Annotated in this window: 11 protein-coding genes and 2 pseudogenes; 4 read left to right on the top strand and 9 right to left on the bottom strand. The window is 73.1% G+C overall.

The genetic code is table 11. The features are described 5' to 3' along the window. Window positions 1-179 precede the first annotated feature (179 nt). Both ACFVFS_RS33845 and ACFVFS_RS33850 read right to left on the bottom strand, forming a co-directional pair. Window positions 180-7,805, bottom strand: a complete 7,626-nt coding sequence (locus ACFVFS_RS33845) for an RHS repeat-associated core domain-containing protein (protein ID WP_380628706.1) — start codon at window positions 7,803-7,805, stop codon at window positions 180-182. Between the two features lie 316 nt (window positions 7,806-8,121). Continuing rightward, entirely contained in the window at window positions 8,122-8,895 is a 774-nt protein-coding gene (locus ACFVFS_RS33850; protein WP_380628707.1) for a GntR family transcriptional regulator, read from the bottom strand. A gap of 275 nt (window positions 8,896-9,170) precedes the next feature. On the opposite strand from ACFVFS_RS33850, the gene ACFVFS_RS33855 reads away from it, so the two are divergent. After that, a complete protein-coding gene (locus ACFVFS_RS33855; protein ID WP_380628708.1) occupies window positions 9,171-9,974 on the top strand; it encodes an exodeoxyribonuclease III in 804 nt (267 codons plus the stop codon). A gap of 708 nt (window positions 9,975-10,682) precedes the next feature. Here ACFVFS_RS33855 and ACFVFS_RS33860 read toward each other — a convergent pair. Both ACFVFS_RS33860 and ACFVFS_RS33865 read right to left on the bottom strand, forming a co-directional pair. Next, window positions 10,683-11,264 carry a hypothetical protein gene (locus ACFVFS_RS33860; protein WP_380628709.1) on the bottom strand — a complete coding sequence of 194 codons (582 nt, stop codon included), beginning with the start codon at window positions 11,262-11,264 and terminating at the stop codon, window positions 10,683-10,685. 265 nt (window positions 11,265-11,529) lie between these two features. Then, window positions 11,530-13,599, bottom strand: a complete 2,070-nt coding sequence (locus ACFVFS_RS33865; protein WP_380628710.1) for an NACHT domain-containing protein — start codon at window positions 13,597-13,599, stop codon at window positions 11,530-11,532. 370 nt (window positions 13,600-13,969) lie between these two features. Between ACFVFS_RS33865 and ACFVFS_RS33870 the strand changes: the two are divergent. Further along, window positions 13,970-14,808, top strand: a pseudogene (locus ACFVFS_RS33870) (IS5 family transposase). Window positions 14,809-14,977: 169 nt separating this feature from the next. Here ACFVFS_RS33870 and ACFVFS_RS33875 read toward each other — a convergent pair. Next, window positions 14,978-15,544 (bottom strand): TetR/AcrR family transcriptional regulator, encoded by a 567-nt coding sequence (locus ACFVFS_RS33875; RefSeq protein ID WP_380628711.1) that lies wholly within the window; start codon window positions 15,542-15,544, stop codon window positions 14,978-14,980. A gap of 828 nt (window positions 15,545-16,372) precedes the next feature. On the opposite strand from ACFVFS_RS33875, the gene ACFVFS_RS33880 reads away from it, so the two are divergent. Then, window positions 16,373-16,720 carry a hypothetical protein gene (locus tag ACFVFS_RS33880; RefSeq protein WP_380628712.1) on the top strand — a complete coding sequence of 116 codons (348 nt, stop codon included), beginning with the start codon at window positions 16,373-16,375 and terminating at the stop codon, window positions 16,718-16,720. Window positions 16,721-16,799: 79 nt separating this feature from the next. Next, a complete protein-coding gene (locus tag ACFVFS_RS33885) occupies window positions 16,800-17,180 on the top strand; it encodes an ArsR/SmtB family transcription factor (RefSeq protein ID WP_380628713.1) in 381 nt (126 codons plus the stop codon). Between the two features lie 47 nt (window positions 17,181-17,227). On the opposite strand, the gene ACFVFS_RS33890 is transcribed toward ACFVFS_RS33885, so the two are convergent. The 4 genes and pseudogenes from ACFVFS_RS33890 to ACFVFS_RS33905 form a co-directional block, all read right to left on the bottom strand. Further along, complete coding sequence (locus tag ACFVFS_RS33890) at window positions 17,228-17,905, bottom strand: carbonic anhydrase (RefSeq protein ID WP_380628714.1); 678 nt, start codon at window positions 17,903-17,905, stop codon at window positions 17,228-17,230. A gap of 242 nt (window positions 17,906-18,147) precedes the next feature. Beyond that, the gene (locus ACFVFS_RS33895) at window positions 18,148-18,909 is read right to left on the bottom strand and encodes a fibronectin type III-like domain-contianing protein (protein WP_380628715.1); all 762 of its coding nucleotides are present in this window, start codon (window positions 18,907-18,909) and stop codon (window positions 18,148-18,150) included. A gap of 147 nt (window positions 18,910-19,056) precedes the next feature. Then, on the bottom strand, window positions 19,057-19,455 hold the full coding sequence (locus ACFVFS_RS33900) for a hypothetical protein (protein ID WP_380628716.1): 399 nt from the start codon (window positions 19,453-19,455) through the stop codon (window positions 19,057-19,059). A gap of 789 nt (window positions 19,456-20,244) precedes the next feature. After that, window positions 20,245-20,481 (bottom strand): annotated as a pseudogene (locus ACFVFS_RS33905) (hypothetical protein); the annotation flags it as partial.

The following is a 20,481-nucleotide window of genomic DNA, read 5'->3' on the forward strand; positions in this document are numbered from 1 at the left end:
GCAGCCGTGTGCGCTGCCGGAGGCCATCGGCCTCGTTCACGAAGATCCGACAGAACCCGGTCCTACTGACCTACGGTGCCCAGGTCGAGTTGCATGAACTGGAACCGCACTCGACCGGGGGCTTCTGCTGGCTTCCGCGTCACTGCGGAGAAGCAGGTACGATGCCGGGTCGCATGCGGTCACTCGTCTTCGCAGTCGTCTTCCTCCGGCTGGACGGAGACATCCCCGTTGCTGCCCGTCCCGCCGAGAGGAGAGAGTCCTGCACGGCGGCCCGTCTCCGCTCCAGTGATGCCTCCGGAACGGCCAAGTCCCGCAGTGAGCCTGCCATCACCGCCCTGGTTGCCCGCCAAGGGTTGACGGGGGCCCGCACGGCGGCCCGTCTCCGCTCCAGTGATGCCCCCGGAACGGCCAAGTCCCGTACTGAGCCTGCCATCACCACCCTGGTTGCCCAGCAGCGGCCGCGAGAACTTGGGAGTCCTCTGAAAAGCAGGAACGGTGACCATCCTCTCGATCTCGACCCAGATCCCGGAAGGCGGCGCGGAGGTCGTGACGGAGAACAGCATGAACTCGTAGAGAGTCGGAAGGCGCTCCTCCGAGTAGCGGGGACTGGCGGCACAGCTCCGGGCCGGAGGCTGCGGTGGCCTCCGGCCGCCCTGGCCCGCGTCGGCGGGCTGGGGGACGGGGTCGAGGGCGCCGTTCGGGAGGGGTCCGGCGGCGGCTGCGGCGGCGCAGGTGTCGGCGGGGCCTCCGGTACCGCAGCCGGCGGCGGGGTCGGCGGGGTTGTCGATGTGCGGGTCGGGGCTGGCGGTGTTGGTGGGGACCGGCAGCTGGACCGGGCTGGAGAAGTCGATCAGCGCCTTGCTAAGGGTCTCCCAGAGGTGGCGGACACTGATCTGCGGGCCGCTCTCGTACCAGCTGCCGTCGGAGTAGTGGGAGGTGATGTAGGTGGTGTCGGTGATCCAGGTGTCGGTGCGGTTGTAGAGGTAGCTCTCGTCCCACCAGTGGCTGGTCTCGGTGCGGACGTCCTCGGTGGTGGTCCAGCTGATGCCGGTGAAGACGACCGGCTCGGGCTCCGGCTCGGGCTCCGGGGCCGGCTCCTCGTAGGGCGGGGTGCTCTGCGGCAAAGGGACGTACCGGACCGAGGCGGTGATGACATTCCTGGGACGGGGGGTGCCGCGCTCCACCGGCTTCGGCCGGGGCGGCGGCGGGTCGACCCTCGGCTCGGGCGTCGGCTCGGGGTTCGGCTGGGCACGGGGCTGGGGGTTGGACGTGCGACTCGTGGACCCGTCAGGGTTGACGACCTGGTAGATGAGGTGCCCGGCCAGCGCCACGACGACGACCGTCCCGACGACCAACGCGACGGCGCACGCCAAGGCACAGCCGACTGTTGCCGCGCCGGCTTCGACGACCGTACCCACTACGGCGGTCACCCCGGTCGCCGCTCCCACCCGGCCGGCCAGCGAGAGTGCTCCCCCACCGAGCTTGATCGCCCCGTGGACGAGTCCGCCGATGCTGAAGTGCCCGTTCGGGTCCCAGTTGTTGACCGGGTCGGCGTTCCCGTAGGCGTAGCGGTTGGCGGCGGCGGCCGAGCCGAGGCCGGGCACCCGGTCGTCGCCGGAGGTGAAGGTGCCGGTGCCCGGGTCGTACCAGCGGGCCTGGGCGTGGACCCGGCCGGTGGCGGGGTCGGTCCAGCCGCCCTGGAAGCCGAGGCCGGGGGCTGCGCCGGTGGTGGCGGTGGGCTTGCCGAAGGGGCTGTAGGCGCGTCCGGCGGCGAGGGCGCCGCTCCCGGTGTCGGTGGTGCCGAGGACGTCGTGGTGGGCGTCGGTGAGCAGGGTGCGGCCGGTGCCGCCGCCGCTCGGTGCGGCGGCGAGCGGGGTGCCGTCCAACGCCCGGGCGTAGGACCAACTGCCGTCGGAGTCCGGCTCCTTGGCGAGGCCGGGGTAACTGAAGGCGGCGGCCGCCGCGCTGCCCGCCGTCGCGGCGGTGAGGCGGTCGAGGGCGTCGTAGGCGTAGGAGCGGCCGTCGACGCCGGTGAGCCGCCCGAGCGCGTCGTAGCGGTTGGTGGAGGAGGCGGTGACGGCGCCCGCCGCGTTCTTGGTGGTCGTGCTGGCGAGGGTGCCGCGCGGGGTGAAGGTGTAGCCGGTGGTGGCGCCGTCGGCGGCGGTGCTGGAGGTGAGGCGGTTGCGCGCGTCGTAGGCGGCGGTGCTGGTGCCGGTGGTGGTGTGCTGGGCGGGGGTGCCGGTCCAGTCGGTGACGGAGGTGCGGTTGCCGGCCGCGTCCCAGCCGAAGTCGGTGCCGGTGCCCCTGGTGGTGTTGGTCACCCGGGTGAGCCGGCCGGCCGGGTCGTAGTCGTAGGTCTCGCCGTGCGGGTCGGCGGTGCCGGTGGAGCCGCTGGTGAGCCGGCGGCCGGCGGCGTCCCAGGTGTAGCTGAGCCGGGTGGAGACGTGGCCGGTGGGGTCGGTGACGGTGTCGGCGGTGAGGCGGCCGAGGCCGTCGTAGCCGAGGGTCCGGGTGGGTCCGGCGGTCTGCCCGGCCTTGCGCTGTTCGGTGGTGACCTGCCCGGCCAGGTCGTGGGTCAGGGTGCGGGTCAGGCCGGAGAGGCTGTCGCTGACGGTGCCGAGGTCGCTGTTGCCGCTCCAGGTGTAGCTGACGCGGGCGCCGCCGGGGTCGTTCTCGGTGAGCGGGCGGCCCGCGGCGTCGTAGGTGTAGGCGCTGGTGCCGAGCGGGCCCTGGCTGCCGGTGAGCAGGCCGCGGTCGTCCCAGGCGAAGGTCTGGGCGCCGCCGGGGGCGGAGGCGGAGGTGACCCGCCCGGCGAGGTCGTAGCCGAAGGTGCGGGAGGCGTTCCCGTCGCCGCCGGTGCCGGTCTCGGTGGTCAGCCGACCGAGGCCGTCGTAGCTGAACGCGCGCTGCACGCCGCCGGGTTGGGTGATGCCGGTGACCTGTCCGGCCGCGTCGTAGGCGCTGGTGGTGGTCCGGTCGGCGGCGGACTGGTCGGCGGGGACGGCCGGCAGCGACTGCGCCTCGGCCAGGCCCAGGGTGTTGTAGCGCTGGTGGGTGGCATTGCCGTTGGCGTCGGTGATCCGGGTGAGCCGGCCGAGCAGGTCGTGGCCGAGGCCGGTGACCGGGGCGGAGGCGGCGTCGCCGGGGCGCACGGCCGGATCGGTGAGCGTGGTGGCCTGGTTGCGGGCGTCGTACGCGGCGCGCCGGACCTGGCCGTCGGGGTCGGTGACGGTGACGGTGTTGCCGGCCGCGTCGTAGCCGTAGGCGGTGCGGGCGAGGACGGTGCCCGCCGGGTCGGCGACGGCCTCGGCGGTGGCCCGGCCGGCCAGGTCGTACGTGCGGGTGGAGGTGCGGCCGAGCGGGTCGGTGACGGTGAGCGGGCGGCCCGCGAGGTCGTACGTGTAGCGGGTGGTGCCGCGCCCGGCCGGGGTGCTGGAGGCCGGTTCGCCGAGCTTGTCGTAGGTGTACGCGGTGGAGGTGGCGCCGAGGGTCTCGGTGAGGACGTCGCCGAAGTCGTCGTGGGTGTAGGCGGTGGTGTACGTGTCGGGGGTGGCGGTGCCGTTGCGGACCACCGCGGTGGCGGAGATCCGCCGGTCCATGCCGTCGTAGACCGCGAGGGTCTGGGCGCCCGTCGGGTCGATGACGGACAGCACGTTGCCGTTGTCGTCGCGGCGGACCACGGTCACACCGGGCGTCGCGCCGGGGGTGGCGGGCGGCAGCGTGGTGCGCACCAGCCGGTCGCGCAGGTCGTAGGTGTAGGTGGTGGTGCGGCCGAGGGCGTCGGTGTGCGCGGTCCTGTTGCCGTCCGCGTCGTAGGTCCACTTCTCGACCGGGTTCAGCGCGGCGGCGGCGCCCGGCGGGGTGTACGCGGGCAGCCGGGCCTCGGTGCGCCGCCCCTGCTGGTCGTAGAGGTAGCGGGTGGTCCGGCCGGTCGCGTCCTGGGTGTCGGTGAGCTCGCCGAAGGTGTTGTAGCCGTGGGTCGTGGTGCCCTGCTGCGCGACCGGGGCGGCGCCGGGGGTGCCGTCCTCGACGGGTGTGGCGGGCGTGGTCGTGGTGGAGAGCCGGCCGAACAGGTCGTAGGTGTGGGTGGTGGTGTACGCCGGGTCGGGCTGGCCGGGGGCGCCGGGCTGCGGCATGCCGCGCGGGTCGGTGGAGGCGAGGACGCCGCCCCGGGCGTCCCGCCGGAAGCCGGTGACCAGGGCGGTGGCGGGATCGGGCCGCTGGACGGTGGCGGCGAGCTGGCCGGTGGCCTGGTCCCAGACGCTCTCGCGGACCTCGGTGCGGGTCCCGTCGGTGACGGCGGTGGCCGTGATCAGGCCGGCCCGGTCGTAGGTCGTCGTGGTGGTGCGGTTGAGTCCGCCGGGGTCGGCGACGGTGCGGACGTGACGGTTGGCCGCGTCGTACGCGTAGGTGGTGGTGCGGGCGGCGGCGCCGTCGCCGCGCACGTCCTTCACCACGTTGCCCGCGTCGTCGTAGGTGTAGGTGTGGAGGGTGATCTCGCGGCTGCCGGTCCCCTGCTGGTTCACCAGCGAGTAGGTCTCGGTGAGCACCAGGTTGTCGGCGGTGTAGGTGTAGGTGACCAGGTGCTGCATGGCGTCGGTGGCGGCGGAGAGGCGGCCGGCGGGGTCGTACATGTAGCCCTGGAGGCGGATGCGGCGCGGCGCGGTGTGGGCGGTCGGGTCGTCGACGAAGTCGAGGAGGTCGACGCCGCTCAGCCGGCCGTTGACGTCGTAACTGTAGACGTAGTGCGCGCCGTTGGGGCTCCAGCTGTCGGTGACGTTGCCGAGCTGGTCGTACGCCACGCGCTTGGTGGTGACGCCGTCCTGGACGACGGTGGTGAGCCGGTCCTGGGCGTCGTAGGCGTAGGTGGTGACGCGCGGGGCGTCGCCGCCCTGCGCGGCCGGGGTGAGGTCGGCGACGGTGCGGGTCGCCGGGTTGCCGTCCTTGTCGTAGGTGTAGGTGGTGCGGGCCTGGTGGGTGACCCCGGTGACGGGGTTCTTCACCGGGGAGCCGGTCTCGGTGGCGACCCGCCCGGCCTTGTCGTACGTGTAGCTGGTGACGACGCCGTCGGGGTGGGCGGCGTCCGTGGTGCTGCGCTTCGCCACGCGGCCGAGGTCGTCGTAGAAGGTGTTGGCGCTCTGCCCGTCCGGGGTGGTGACCTTGGTCTGGTCACCGTGGGCGTCGTAGCCGTAGGTCGTGGTGCGGCCTTCGGGGTCGGTGATGGTGACCGGCACGTTGCAGGTCGAGGCCGGCCCGGTGTGCCCGGGGTGGGAGTCGTTGACCGCCGGCGGGCTCGGCACGCCCTCCTGGCAGGCCCAGGTCGTCCGGGTGACCCCGCCGGTCGGGTCGGTCTCGCTGCTCTGGTTGCCGAAGTAGGTGAGGCCCATCGTGGTGGTGTGCAGGTTGGCGTCGGTGGCGCTGATCGGCCGGCCGTTGCGCCGGTCGCCCGCCCACGCCTCGCTGTGGTACTCGGTCCGCTGGGCGACGATCGGCTGGGAGGGGGTGCGGTAGCGGATGGTGGTGCCCAGCTCGTTGGTGCCCGAGTACCAGCCGTAGCGCTGGACGTTGCCGTTCTCGTCGACGGCGGCGGAGAGGTGGCCGACCGCGTCGTACAGGAACATCCGGGTGCGGCCCGGTGGCGGGGTCGGTGTCCCGTACCACCGGTACTCCAGCTGGCCCGCCGGGTTGTACTGGTAGTAGGTGTGCACGCCGCGCGGGTCGGTGCGGTGGACGATCAGGTTCGGCCGCGGCCCGGAGGTGTCCGTCCACCGGTCGTACGTCCAGCCGTTGTCGACCCCGGTGGCGGTGTTGTCGGACTTGCCGACGTGCTCGACCAGGTTGCCGTTGTACGTGATGGTGGTGCTGTTCTCGGCGCGGGCCCGCTGGACCTTGACCAGCCGCCGCGGGCCGCCGCCGGGGCGGCTCGCCTCGTAGGTGTAGGTGGTGCAGTTGTCGACCGGGTCGCAGACCTTGGTCAGGTAGTCGCCGTCGTACGTGTAGTGCCAGGTGAGCGCGCCCGGGGCCTGCGGCCAGGAGGCGGTCGACACCCAGTCGACCTTGCCGCCGGCGATCTGCAGGTACAGCATCCGGCCGGAGGAGGCGAGGTTGATCACGCTCAGGCTGCCGCTGGGGTCGGTGTCCTTGTAGAGGTTGCCGAAACCGTCGGAGCGGGTGACCTGGCGGCCGCCGTAGTAGTCCGTGCCGTCGACCCGCAGGTGTCCCGGACCGACCCACTGGCCGACCCCGCTGCCGCCGTACTCCGGGACGAGGCTGCCGTCCGGGTTGCGGCCGTAGTTGACCTTCCGTCCGTCCTCCAGCCACAGCGTGGAGATCTCGCCGCCCTGGTCGGTCATCCCGGTGTCCCAGAAGGAGGACCAGCCCATCCCGAACACGCCCTTGCTGGTGCCGGCGCTGTTGTAGGTCCGCTTGATCTGCAGGCCGATGCTCGGCTGCGGCAGGTCGAGGTCGATGTCCTGGCGGGCGTAGTTGCCGGCGTAGAGGTTGACCCCGGTCTCGTCCAGGGCCGCCGGGTCCAGCCCCAGGTGACCGCCGTCGTTCGGCACCGGGACGACCACGGTGAACGGGCTCAGGCCGCTGAACGGCGAGGTGTAGCCGGCGTCCTGGACGCGGATGCGCCAGTAGTAGGTGGTGTTCCAGCGCAGCGCGTCGGCGGGCGGTGTCCAGGTGGCCAGGACGCCGAACCCGGTGTGGGCCCGCAGCGGCGTCATACCGGAGCTCCAGCAGCCGCCCGCCGCCGGGTCGTTGGAGGGGCACACCTGGAACTCGGCGGAGGTGGGCATGGTGCCGTCGTCGGCGACGAAGGCGGACAGCTCCGGGGTGCGGGAGTCGACGGTCCCGCCGACGCCGGGCCAGCCGTCCCGGGCGGTCGGCGCGTAGTGCGGCACGGTCAGCGCGGCGGCCTGGGCGGCGGGGACTCCGTAGTGGGAGAAGAAGTAGGCGCCGTTGCTCCGGTCCACCATCTCGTACACCAGCAGGTAGCCGCCCGCGCCGAGGAACGGGATGACGGCGTTGAAGGTGAGGGACTGGCCGGGGGCGACGTCGGCGGGGAGGGTGGTGAAGGAGGCGATGTAGTTGATCAGGGTCTGGTCGGACCGGTAGAGGTGCAGGCCGATCGCCTGACCGGTGGTCGTCCAGGTGAAGTCGGAGGTGTTGGTGACCGTCAGCTGGAGGTAGCCGACCTCGTCGTAGCGCGGGGCCAGGACGAGCGGGCCGACCTGGTAGGTGGCGCCGTAGGTCTGGGCGGCGACCGCCTGCGGGGCGGCCTCCTTCGTCGGCGCCGCCAGCTGCTCCATCGTCAGCGGGGCCGGGCCTGCCGGGGAGCGCCGGCGCTTGCCGGTGTCGTCCACCTCGGGCTCCGGGATCCGGTACTCCGGCAGCTGCTTCGCGGCGGCGAGCTCGCCGAGGCGCCTGCTGTGCTCGGCGGCGTCCGGCGCGGGGTCCGGACCGGGGGCGGGCCGCAGCGGCTGCTGCGCGGCCTTGACCTCGGTGGCGATCCTCGCCCGCTCCTGGGCGAGCGGGCTGTCGTCCGGTGCCGCCTGCTGCGTCGGTGGTGGCTCGACCGTCCGCGCGTCGGCGCCGACCTTGCCGGGCGGCAGCGGTTTGGAGACCACCGTGTGGTCCCGGCCCGCCGCCCACGCCGCGGTCGGCGGGATGCCGAGGCCGAGCGCGAACATCGACAGGATCAGCAGCTGCGCGAGGCGGCGCCCGACCGGGCCGCCGCCGATCCTTCCGTACCAGTGCGTGTTCACGTGCGCGTTCGCGTGCTCGTTCACGTGCGGGTTCACGGCCCCACCCCAGGATCGCCGGACACTTGGTTTGCACGAACGGGTCTTTCCTGCCCCGGTCCTGCCCCGGTCCTGCGCCGCGGTGCCTCGCGCGGACGGGTCGCACAGAGATCGTCCGTAACCTATCGATCCTTGCGGCGCCTGCCCAGGGGCGACCCTGAACGGTTGCCCCTCGTTCAGGAACCCGTGACGTCCGGCCTCCCGCGCCCAGTTCGCCGGCCCGCCGGCTTCACCCAGTTCGCCGGGCACGAAACGGCCCAGGCCCGGGCGCCTGGTGGGGCGCTCGGGCCTGGGCCTGAGGGTTTTCGGGAGTGGTTCAGGAGGCGGCGGCACCCACGGGGGCGGCGCCGACGGGGGTGACCTCGACGAGGCCGGTCTCGCCGAAGGTCAGCTTGCAGGTGTCCGCGCGGTAGGTGGAGACGGCGAGCGCGACGAGCCGGCCGGCCGCGGCGTACTGCGTGGTCATCACCAGCACCGGCGACCCCGGCGGGCGCTCCAGCAGCGCGGCCTGCTCGGCCTCGGCGACACCCAGCTCGACCGAGCGGGACTCGCCGTCGACCTCCAGGCGCTCCAGCTGCCGCAGCACCGAACGGGCGCGGTCGCTCTCGGCACGGAAGCCGGGCAGGTGCGGCAGCGCGGCGGCGGGCACGTGCAGCGACTCGGTGGCCATGCTCCGGCCCTGCACGAGGCGCACCCGGCGGACGGTGTGCACGGGGGCGCCCTCGGCGACCCCGAGCGCCTCGGCCAGCTTCCGGGCGGCCGGGGCGGTGGTGCAGTCCACGGTGCGCCAGGCCTGGCTGCGGGCGGCGCCGGGCCAGCCCTCCTCCTGCCGGTTCACCGGGACGCCGACCCGCGGGGCGGCGATGAGGGTGCCGATGCCGCGCCGGCGGACCAGGCGGCCCTCCAGCTCCAGCTGGTCGAGCGCCTGCCGCAGGGTGGCCCGGGCGACACCGAAGCGGGCGGCGAGCTCACGCTCGTTCGGCAGGATCTGGCCGGTGGAGAACTCCGTGTCGATGGCGCGGAGCAGCACCGTGCGCAGGTGCCAGTACTTCGGTTCCGGTACCGCCGTGAGCTGTCCTGTCGTTCCCACCGTGTCCTCCACCCTGGTGTCTTCCGCGCTGCTCAAAGAGGGCGGGTCCCGGCCCGCTGCCCGCTGTTGCGGCAGGTGGGAGAGCGGGCTTTTTCCGTCCTTCTTTATTAAAGGTCCTTGCAGTAAGTGACCCTAGGGGCTGGATCGGGAGATGGTCAAGACCAATGGCGCGGCGCAGCGGGACTGCCTCAGAGTTTCATGGTGCGTTCACGTCAGCTCCGCAAGCGGACGCGTCGCGGCACGGCCCCGCACCCGGCAGTGGGTAGGCTGCCCGGGTGATCGTGGTGACGAGTGTGAACGTGAACGGAATCCGGGCGGCGGCCAAGAAGGGCTTCATCGAGTGGCTGGCCGCCACCGAGGCGGACGTGGTCTGCCTGCAGGAGGTGCGCTCCGAGCCCGAGCAGCTCCCCGTCGAGCTGCGCGACCTGGACGGCTGGCACACGGTGTGGGCCCCGGCCGCCACCAAGGGCCGGGCCGGCGTGGCGGTCCTCTCCCGGACGGAGCCGAGCCGCACGGTCATCGGCTTCGAGTCGGCGGAATTCGACAATTCGGGCAGGTATGTGGAAATCGACCTTCCCGGCCTGACCGTGGCCAGCCTCTACCTCCCCTCCGGCGAGGTCGGCACCGAACGCCAGGACGAGAAGGAACGCTTCATGGCGGAATTCCTCGTCCACCTCACCAAGCTCCGCACCCGCGCCGCCGCCGAGGGCCGTGAGGTCGTGGTCTGCGGCGACTGGAACATCGCCCACCGCCCCGAGGACCTCAAGAACTGGAAGGCCAACCAGAAGTCCGCCGGCTTCCTCCCCGAGGAACGCGCCTGGCTCTCCCGCGTCTACGACGAGGCCGGCTACACCGACGTCGTCCGCCACCTCCACCCCGACCGCACCGGCCCCTACACCTGGTGGTCCTACCGCGGCCGCGCCTTCGACAACGACTCCGGCTGGAGGATCGACCTCCAGGTCGCCACCCCCACCCTCGTCGCCAAGGCCGTCGAGGCCTACGTCGAACGCGCCGAGACCCATGCCGAGCGCTGGAGCGACCACGCCCCCGTGACCGTGACCTACAACCTGGAGCACTGACCGTGTCAGAAGGCTGGGCTGCACCTTGATCGGCAGCCCAGCCGGGACAATTCACACAGAGCGATCCGCCCGTCCATCGACACGCTCCGCACCCAGCCCGCAACAGCGCTCCTCACAGCGCCGAGCTATACCCAGCTCGTGAACGTGAAGCGCTACACCCCACCTCCACCCCACTCCTGGCGGAACCTGCCACCAGCCGACAGCACGGTCGCCTGGCCAGGTTGACACAGGGGGCAAGCCAGACATCTCGGGCCTATCCGCACAGCTGTCGACCCCTCGGAAGATCGGCCGGGCAGCACGGTCCACGCGTGAGCCCACAGTGCGGCGGGGCATTCGTGGCGCGAGTACGAAGACGGCGCCGGAAGATTCCTGTGCAGGACATGCACCGGCCGCCACCCACACGAACCCTCCGTCCTGGACCCTCATCCAGCCAGGAGGACTCGGCGACCCCTTGGCCCCCAGGGCTGACTGACGGTTGATCAGTGTGCACAGAAGTGTCTGTTTCGGATCATCAGCGTCCACGGGCGCTCGTCAGGCGTGGTCCCAAAGTGGTCCCAGGGCCGACCACCCCTCCGCAGACACTGCCCGTGATCGAGATGTGTCGGACCTTCAGCATGCGGCGTGGCGTCCGCTCGACGACCCCTGCGTCGCGGGTTGGTGGCCGTCCCGGCCCGGAGTCCGCGCCGGGACGGCCATCGACTACGTCCGTCACCCGATGACGGCCGTGCCATCGGCTACCGCGTCCCATCGGGTCGCTTCGGAGAGGGGCAAGGAGTGGGGGGAGGCGAAGTCGCGGTGCACGTAGTTGGTCCCGTTGCCGCGCCGGCGCGCCACCACAGTACCCTCACGGAGCCACTGCGCCAGCCACTCGCTCTCTCCCCTCCATGTCGTCGGCCCCGTGCTCAGCCGGGCCGTGAGTGCCGTCTTCGACAGGCCTCTCGCCCCCTCGCTGCGGAGGTCGTCGAGGGCTGCAGCCCGTGCGCGCTCGTTGTGCAGGTCGCGAGCAGTTGGCATCGCCCGCACGCGAACTGCCGCTTCGTCCAGTTCCATCCCCCGTTCTGCCGCCCAGCGGATGATGAAGGCGTCGACGGCGCTATCGCTCTGGACGCCGAGCAACAGTCCCAGGCACTCCAGGAGGGTGTCCTCCCGCATCGAACTGAACAGGTGGCTCGTGTCCAGGGGGCTGTAGTCGCCAGCGTGGGCCTTGCGGTGTGCCGCCCCACGCAGTTCCAGCACCTGCCGGATGATCGCCTCGGCAACATCGGCGGGAGGAACGAAGGATTCGGTCATGCCGATGACCGTATCGGAGCCAGTGCGATCGCCTGTGGTCAGCTCGGTGCATACGTGCACTGCTGGCAGTGGGTCGGTGGTGCGTGAGGCCAGAGGTGAACCGACGCAGCCGAAGCGATGGTGAAGCAGCCCCTTCGGCCGGCCCTCCTCCAGCAGCGCCCCACCAACGCCACACTCCCGCTGGAGGTCCGCGCGGCGCGAGGCAAAGCTGCGCTGAGCGCGGGACGACGGCGCCGCGTCGGGGTTCTTCGTGTGGACCTGCGGGTCATGCGTCGCGTGGCGGGGTATCGAGCGGGTCGGTACTGCCGGCCGGCGGGTTCGGGTGGGCGGCGAGCCAGTGCTGCAGTTCGCGGTGGCGGAACTGGTAGGAGGTGCCGGACATTCGCATCAGCCCGGCGTCGCAGCAGTGGTCCAGGAAGGCGCCGAGCCTGCGCGGCAACTGACCGCGGGAGCACAGGATGAAGACCAGGTACCGCCGGGCGCCGCTTCTGCTGAGCCACACCACGAATCCTGCGAACGATCCGAGGACGAGGCCCACCAGCGCCGTGTTGACGATGCTATCGGGCTCGTAACCCGCTGACGGGGGATATGCGAGGTAGTCGTAGGCGGTGTAGACCAAGGAGTACCCGATCATGACCGTGAGCCCGGCCACCAGGGCCAGCATCGCACCGAGAACGAGTTCTCCGCGGATGACGCGGCGGGGAGCGACGGCAGCGGCCGGGCGAACTCTGAGCACCGACGCGATTCCCCGCGTCAGCCCCACCGCGGCTCCGACGACTGCGGCCCAGGAGACTAGGACGGCTGATGCGCCGTAATCGGGCTCTTCGCCGAGGGCGAAAGAGAGCAGGCTAATTATGAGGGCCGCGCACGCGGCGCCGGCCAGCACGCCGGTCAGTAGGGCTTTGCGGACGTGGCGGCGTCCGGACGCAGTCCGCAGGGCGGCCAGGTCCGTACCGGCGGGCCGGTCGGTGCGGGAGCGTGCGGTGAGGAAGGCCGTCAGCGCCGCCACCGCCGCGTACACACAGACAGTCACGATTCTGGCGACAGGTCCCTCGCTCATTCCGATCAGCTCTGCTGTCAGCACGATCGGGCTCAGCACCACGAGTGCTGTCAGGGCCGCATCGACCCATTTCACCCGAGCTGCGCCGGCCATCGACCAGAGCTGGTGCAGGGCGAGGTCTGTGCCGGGTCCGGCCGGTGCGCCGGCGACGGGGTTGGTGGCGAGGTGGTGGGCGAGGCGGGCGAGCCAGCGGTGCGTGTCGGCGGCGCTGTACGGGGCGGGGTGGAGGGTGGTGGTGGCGGGGATGAAGCGGGCCAGGAGGTGGGCGTCGGGGGTGGTGTGGGCGAGGAGGTCGGCGGGGTCGTGGTCGCGGGCGTAGACGGTGGCGGCCAGGCACAGCCGCCAGGGGGTGGACAGGGTGGTGGCCAGCGAGCCGGTGGGATCGTCGCGCAGGGCGTCGAGGACGGGCTGCCAGCGGTCGCGGTCGAGGGCGCGCTGAGAGAGGTAGGTGTGGGCGTCGGCCGCGGGGACGGCGTCGATCTCGATGCGGGCGGCGTCGATCAGTCGGGCGCGCGTGGCCAGGGCGTCGTAGTGGGCGGTGCGGCAGGTCAGCACGAGCGGCCCGGCCTCACCTCCCTCCTGGTAGGAGTTGAGGGCGCGCAGTACCTCCAGCGCCCGGAGGGCGTTGGGTGCGGGGGTGCCGTCGGGGAGGGTGGGGTCCATCTCGTCCAGGCCGTCCAGGACCGGCAGGACGCGGTGGTAGCGGACGAGATCGGCGGCCGTGCCGGCAGGCCAGCCGTAGGCCTCGACGAGCCGGCGCACGAGCAGGTCGGACAGCGGGACGCGGGTGTCCCACGAGGCGAGCGACAGGCGCACCGGTACGGGGTCGTCGGCGTCGCGGCCCTTGATGAGGGCGAGCATCAGTTCCAGGGCCAGGACGGTCTTGCCGGAGCCGGCGGCGCCGGTGACGACGAGGCGCCGGGGGCGGGTGCCGCGCCAGTAGGCGGCGACGTCCGGAACGGTGGGCGTGCCGTCGAACAGCCGGCCCTCGCCGGGCGCCTGCGCTGCCCGGGCCGGTGCGGCGCGGAGGGTGAAGGTGAGGTTGATGCGGTGGGTGTCGCCGCCGAGCAGTTGCCCCCTTTGCCGGCTCTCGGCCTGCTTGACCTGGTCGGCCAGTTCGGCGGCCCAGCCGCGGGACTGGTTCGCGGTGTTGCGCTCCACCGGGCGGCGTAGCCCCAGCAGGCCGACCACCAGGCTCACCAGCGCCACCACGAGGCTCAGGAGGGCGATCCGTTCCGGGAGTGTGGGCGTGCGGCTCCAGGCTGGCTGCAGCACCGCGAATACCAAACAGGCCGCCAGTGCTGCCGCACCGCCCCAGGCGAGCCGCAGCCACCAGTGGCGATGTCCCCGTCCCCCGGGCGCCGGTCTCATCTCGGGCTCCCGGAGCCCGCGGCGGACACGGCATGGAGCCGGTGCGGCCGGACGAAGCAACTGGCTTGCAGGAAAGCTAACATGGCATCACATTAGGACCGAACGCTCGCGGTGGGCGACCACACATCCCGCGCTTCATGCGGCCTTAAGGATCACGGGTCGTCCGGTCCCCGCGGCCGCCTCGGCCGACTTCGAACTAGGGCCCGTATCTGGTTGTGATCAACTTGGGTGATTCGCCTGCGTGGGCAGGTCCTGATCCGGTAGACCATGGTGCGTGACGCGAGGGCAACTATCTGATGCGGAGTGGGAGTTCATCGGGCCGTACTTGCCGATCGGCGAGTACGGCCCGTACCCGGAGCGGCTGCGGCAGCAGTTCGAGGGTGTGATCTGGCGCTTCAGGACGAGCGCGCAGTGGCGGGAGATGCCGCAGGAGTTCGGTGCCTGGTCGACCGTCTCGAACCGCTTCCGTCAGTGGCGTGACGCCGGCGTCTTCGAGGCGTTGCTGGAAGGTGTGATCGCCGAGGCCGCGAAGCGCGGTGAGGTGGACTTGCCGCTGGTCGGCGTGGACTCCACGACTGTCCGGGCCCACCACGATGCCGCCGGGATGCACCTCGACCACGACACGCTGACCGCCCTGGAGAAGGCCGCCGACGAAGCGGAGAACGCCCGGCAAAAGGGGGCGGCCCGGAAGGACGAGCCGGGCAGGACGCCGTCGGCGACGCAGAACGGGAGGAACGGCGACGCATCCGACACCGGCGCGGACTCCGCCTGAAGGAAGCCCTGCTCGGACGCTCCAGGGGCGGGCAGACCAGCAAGGTCCACGTCGCAGGTGACCGCGAGTGCCGTCCGTTGGCGTTCGTCCTGACCGAGGGGCAGGCGGCCGACAGCCCGCAGTTCATCCCCGTACTGAAGAAGGTCCGTGTCCGTGGGCCCGTCGGCCACGACGCCGAGCTCTACAAGGAGCGCAACACCGTCGAGCGCCTGATCAACAAGCTCAAGGCCTGAAGAGGCATCGCCACCCGCTGCGACAAAACCCCTGCGAGCTACCTCGCCGCCCTCCACCTTCGCGGCGCGATGATCTGGATCAAGGACCTCACCAGCACCACCCATTGATCACAACCAAATACGCGCCCTAAGAGTCCGCGCCCGGCCGGGCCCCGGACGGAGGAGCCGCCACGGGAAGGGACGCCGGCCCTCCGTCAACGCGGCGCGGTTTCGGCGAAGCCGGTGATGGCGCCGAGGCCCGGCCGGCGCCGTAGCAGGACCGCGAGCACCCGGGCCCTCACTTCTCGTAGGTCTGCAGCCAGTCGCGCATCCGGTCGACTTCGCGCTGGATGAACGCCTCGTCGCGGAAGGCGTTGGCCATCACGGCGACGCCCTGGCTGAAGGCCAGCACGTGCATCGCCAGTTCGTCGGCCTGCTCGGCGTGCCCGAGCAGTGCGAACTGCTCGCGGAGCCACGTGCGGAACAGGGCGAACAGGCGGCCGGCCTGGCCGAGCATGGCGTGCTCCAGCTTGGCCAGCTCCGTGGTGAGGGTGCCCACCGGGCAGCCGTAGTCCTGGATGTCGGTGCGGTTGGTCAGCACGATCTCGATGTACCGCGTGATGCGGCCGGCCGGGGTCGGGGCTTCGGCCTCCCACTGCTCCAGCATCCGCCGGGTGCTGGCGAGGCGGGCCTCGATCACCGCGTCCAGGATCGCGTCCTTGGACTTGAAGTGGTAGTAGAAGTTGCCCCGCGACAGCCCGACGGCTCCGGCGATGTCCGCGAAGGAGGTGTGCTCGTAGCCGTGGTGGTAGAAGAGCCTGTCGGCCGCCACGACGATCTGCTCGCGGGTCGCCACAGCAGTCACAGCTGATCCCCTCATCTCGTAGGACGGTCGACCTGGAGGCACACCGTAGGTCAGGCGTCCTAGATCGTCAAGCCGTTGACACCGCCGAGGCGGGCCACCGCGGGGTCGGGTCCCGACGGCGGGCAGGGCGATCTCGAAGCAGCGGCTGCCCGGCCCCCGGGAGCGGGCCGGTACGGCGGCGCCCCGGACGGTCCGACGTCCGACGGGCGGCCGCAGGACCCGAGGGCCGCGACGGCCGCGCCCCGGGGGCTTCCGGTGACAGGCGGGTTCCACGCACGCACGAGAGCTCCTCCGGAGCCGGGTCCACGGAACCTACCGTGTGGCGCCCTCGGAGGGGAACGGTCCACGGCGGCGGCCGACTTCGGGCCGCCGACCCACGAACGGACCCCGATGCCCGCGACCCCGATGCGCGCGACCGGGATGCGCGCCGCCGGTGGCGGAGGCGATCGCGGGGCCCGTCACCGGTTCCGGGTGCCCCGTCCGGAGTACGACCGCCGTCCCGGACGCGGAAGCGCCCGCCCCGGCGTCGGCTCCGGGGCGGGCGCTTCGCGGCAGGCGCTTCCGGCAACCCGTCGAATTGCACAGCTTAGCAGTTGCTAATATTGGCAACTACGAGGAAGGGGACCCGGGTATGGGTGTCTCACCGCACAAGGGTGTTCGGGCGTCGGCCGCTCCGTTCGTGGTCACGGGCGTCCTGCGGCGCCCGGAAACCAGTGGGCGGCGCCCGCTGCCGCCGTGCGGACATGCCCGCCGTCCCCTGCCCCCGATGGGTCGTCGGGGCCTCGGCGGTGCTCACCGCCACCTCGGGTGTGCTGGGAAGAGGTGGCGGTGAGCATGCAGTGGGAGCTCGAACGAACGGGTGACATCGGCGTCATGAGGCTGTCCGGGTTCCTCGGCGCCGGTGTGGTGCACCGTTTCACCGGCGCCGTCGACTGGACCGGCACGCGCTGTCCCGGGGCCGTCGTCGTCGACCTCGCCGCACTGCGGGGCTGGAGCGGCGACGGCGAGGCGGCGATCGTCAACGCCGCCGGCCGGCTCGGCCCCGACCGCGGTCCGCTGGCCGTGTGCGGCCTCGGCGAGCGGGCCGCACCCCTGCTCGTCACCGCCCGCGGCCTCGGCCTGCTGCGGCTGTTCCCCGACACCGACACCGCGCTGGCCGCCCTCGCCCCGCACTGACCAGCCGGTTCGCGGCATTGCTAAAGTCTGAAGAGATGATGCCCAGCCGAGCCGACACCCGACGCGGGCGGTGAACCCGATGACCGCCGACACGCCGCGACAGCCCTCCGTCACCGCCGCGCCGCTCTACCAGCACAAGGCGGAGTTCTTCAAGACGCTCGGCCACCCCGTGCGCATCCGCGTCCTGGAACTGCTCAGCGAGCGCGAGCACGCCGTCGCCGAACTGCTCCCCGAGGTCGGTGTCGAGGCGGCCCACCTCTCCCAGCAGCTCGCCATCCTGCGCCGCACCGGCGTCGTGGCCTCCCGGCGCGAGGGCGTCTCGGTCGTCTACCGGCTCACCAGCCCCGAGATCGGCGAACTCCTGACCGTCGCCAGGTCCATCCTCGCCACCCTGCTGACCGACCGCGCCGAACTCCTCGACGACCTGCGCCCCGACACCGGTCCCACGCCCGGCGCCTGACCCCCGTCCGGCCCCCGCCTGCCCCCTCCCGGCGGACGGTCGGCCGGTCAGTCGAGGAAGGCGACCCGGCCGGAGTCCAGGCGGTAGTACCCGCCGACCACCTGGAGCCGGCCCGCCCCGACCATCGGCCGCAGCAGTCGGTCGCCGCGCAGCGCGGCCACGGTCTGCCGGGTCTGGGCGTGGACGGTGGCCTCGACCAGGTCGCCGGGCTCCGTACCGAGGCGCAGGGCCTCCTCGTAGGGGCGCCGCAGGTCATGGGCGATGTCGGCCAGGTGGCCGGGCAGTCGCCGGCCGTCCCGGAAGCACTCGACGGCGGCGGTCACCGCTCCGCAGCGCTGGTGCCCGAGGACCACCAGGAGCGGGGTGGCGAGTTCGGCGGGCCCGTACTCCAGGCTGCCGGCCACCAGCGGATCGTGGGTGTGGGCGGCGGTGCGGATCACCATCAGGTCGCCCAGGCCCTGGTCGAAGACCAGCTCGGGCGGCACCCGGGAGTCGATGCAGGAGAACACCACCGCGAACGGCTCCTGGCCGGAGGCCAGCTCGACGCGGCGGGCGGCGCCCGCGTCCGGGTGCGCGGCCCGGTCGCCCGACCACCGCTCGTTGCCCGCCCGGAGCCTGGCCAGCGCCGACTCGGGCGTACGCGCCGGCATCGGCACCGCCTCGGCCGCCCCGACTGCCCCGACCGGGAGCGGCAGCGCGAGCGCGGCGGCGGTGAGGGCTCCCACCCTGAGCGCAGTACGCCGATTCACCAACCGCCCTGCCTCTCCCGGGGAACGGCACCCATGACGCCGCCTCACGATACTCCCGCTCCGCCTGGCCGCCGCCCGCCGACGGCGCGGGCGCGGGCGCCTGCGCGGTGCACGGCGCCGGCGTGCGCGCCGTCGCGCGGGTCGGCGGGTGCGCGGCCGGGGGCGGCCGTGCGCTGTGCACGGCCCGGGCGGCCACCGGGCCGTGAACGGCTCACGCGTCAGCGACCGGTGATGTCCACGAAGGCGCGGAGCAGGCTGTCCTCGACGTTGCGCACCGCGTGGAGGGTGTGGCGGCCGGGGCGGGTGGTCCAGCGCCGCGCGGCGGTGTCCCGGACCTGGAAGGCGCGCGGCGGCACGGGGATCTCGACCCTGGCGCTCGCGCCGGGCTCGGCGGTGACCTCGGCGAATCCGGCGAGCCGGCGCTCGGGGCGTTCCGGGTCGGGTTCGACCGGAGCGAGGTAGAGCTGGGCGGTCTCCCGGCCGAGGCGGTCACCGGTGTTGGAGACCTGGACGCGGGCCGTGAGCCCGTCGGTGTCGAGCCGGTCGTAGGTCCACGTGGTGTAGCCGAGGCCGTGCCCGAAGGGGTGGGCGGGGGCGACGGGTTGCCGACGCCAGGCCCGGTAGCCGATGAACACGCCCTCGTCGTAGTGGAGTTCACCGCCGCGGGGCGCGACCTCCCGCACCGGGGCGTCGTCGAGCCGGGCGGGCCAGGTGGTGGGCAGGCGTCCGCCGGGCTCGTCGGCGCCGAGCAGGACGTCGGCGAGCGGCGAGGACCCCGCCGCAGGCCTCGACGAGACGGCCCGGCCCAGGCTCGTGGTCCGCGACTCCGGCTGACCGCCCGGCGAGGCGGCACCCGGCGCCTTCCGCCCGGCGCCGGGGCCCGGGGAACCGCGGCGTACGGGGGCTCCGGCGTTCCCGCCCGGAAACGCGAGCGGAGCAGGAAGTCGGCCGGGCCGACTTCCTGCTCCCCTGCGGGTCACTGTCCGGCGGTCATGAGGCGCCGGCCGGGGGCGGGACGGACGTCGCCGGTGCCGAGACCGCGCGGGCCCTCGTCAGCGCCCTCGTCAGCGGTCCTCGCCAACAGTCCCCGGCACCCGCCGCCCCGGCCGGGGTCGTTCGGCCCCGGGTCAGGGGGTGGTGCAGACGGCGGTCGCCCGGATGGACTCGGTCGAGCTGCCGGTGTTGGTGCCGCGCACGACCCACGAGTCGCCGCTCGGGTAGGAGTCGGTGAAGAAGATCCGGAAGGCACTGGTCTGGCCGCCACCGCCGGTGGGCACCTCGCCGGCCGGACAGGGCACGTACGCGATCCCGTTGTCGCCCGGGGCCACGTCGACCCAGTCGCCGACGACCTGGTCGTGCGCGGCCAGCAGGGACGGGTCGGCGGCCTGGTCGTGGGGGGCGACGAAGGTCGGCTTGACGGAGGCGGGCTTGTCGGCGGGCCGGTCCTCGGCGACGGCCGCGGTGCTCGCGGCCAGGACACCGAAGAGGGCGAGGGCGGTCAGGACTAGGGGCTTCGTACGGGCCATGGCGGCCTCCCGGGGTTCAGGGTTCTGGGGGTGTTCCTCGGCGGGGGCTGTTCCTCCGCACCGGCCCGATCCGTACCCGAACCACCGACCCCCTCCCCCGAGCGGGAGCCCGGTTACTCGGGTGGGGGAACACCGCTGCCTGGCCGGGCTAACGGCCGGCCCGGGGCGGCGCCGGGCGCAGCGCGGCCCGGCGGTTCAGCCGTCCAGGAGCCCGGCGAGGGCCCCGGCCGGGTCGCCGTGCGGCGCGGCGGCCGGCCAGCGTCCAACGGTTCTCCCGCACCTCCGGCCCTGGGAGTTCGTCCTGCCCCCGGCCCGCGGTGAGCGCGGTTCGCGCGGGCGGTGTCCTGTCCCGGCGGCGTCCTGTGCCGGCGGTGTCCTGTGCCGGCGGCGTCCAGGACCGCTCCAGCACGTCGAGACCGGCGCTCCCGCCCAGCCGCCACGCCCCGGCCGCCCGGTCGAGGCGCTCCGCGCTGCCGCAGGCCTCCCGCACGCGGGCCGGGGTCCCCGGCTCGGGACGGGGCGCCGCGATCCGTACGCGGTCCCGCCGGAGGTCGAACGGCGGCGCCGGCCCGGCGGAGGTGGATCCGTGGGCGCGGGCATGGGCGTGGGCGAGCAGCTCACGGGCGCGCACGGCCGCGTCGGCGACCAGCCGCTCCCACCGGTCGGCCCCGGGCCCGGCCGGGAGCGGCGACGGCGGCCCGGGCGGCGGGGGCAGCCCGGGCAGCGCCGCCGGTGCACCGCGCCGCCCCCGGCCCGGGGGGCGGCGCCCGCCCGGTCGACCGCGGACGGCTACGGGCAGAGCCGGCCCGGGCGGCACTCGGGGTCGGTCGGGTCGCCGCCGGGGCGGTAGTTGGACCACCACAGGGGGGTGTTGCCGTAGTAGACGACCAGGTTGCCGCCGTTCTGGATGGCGAGGTAGGCGCCCGGGTGACGGCCCGTGCGGCTCTCCCACAGCGGACGCCAGGCGGCGTCGTAGGCGGTCAGGTTGCCGTCGTCCTGGACGTAGAAGTACGTGCCCACCCCGTA

Source organism: Kitasatospora sp. NPDC057692, assembly GCF_042799475.1.
Taxonomy (GTDB): domain Bacteria; phylum Actinomycetota; class Actinomycetes; order Streptomycetales; family Streptomycetaceae; genus Kitasatospora.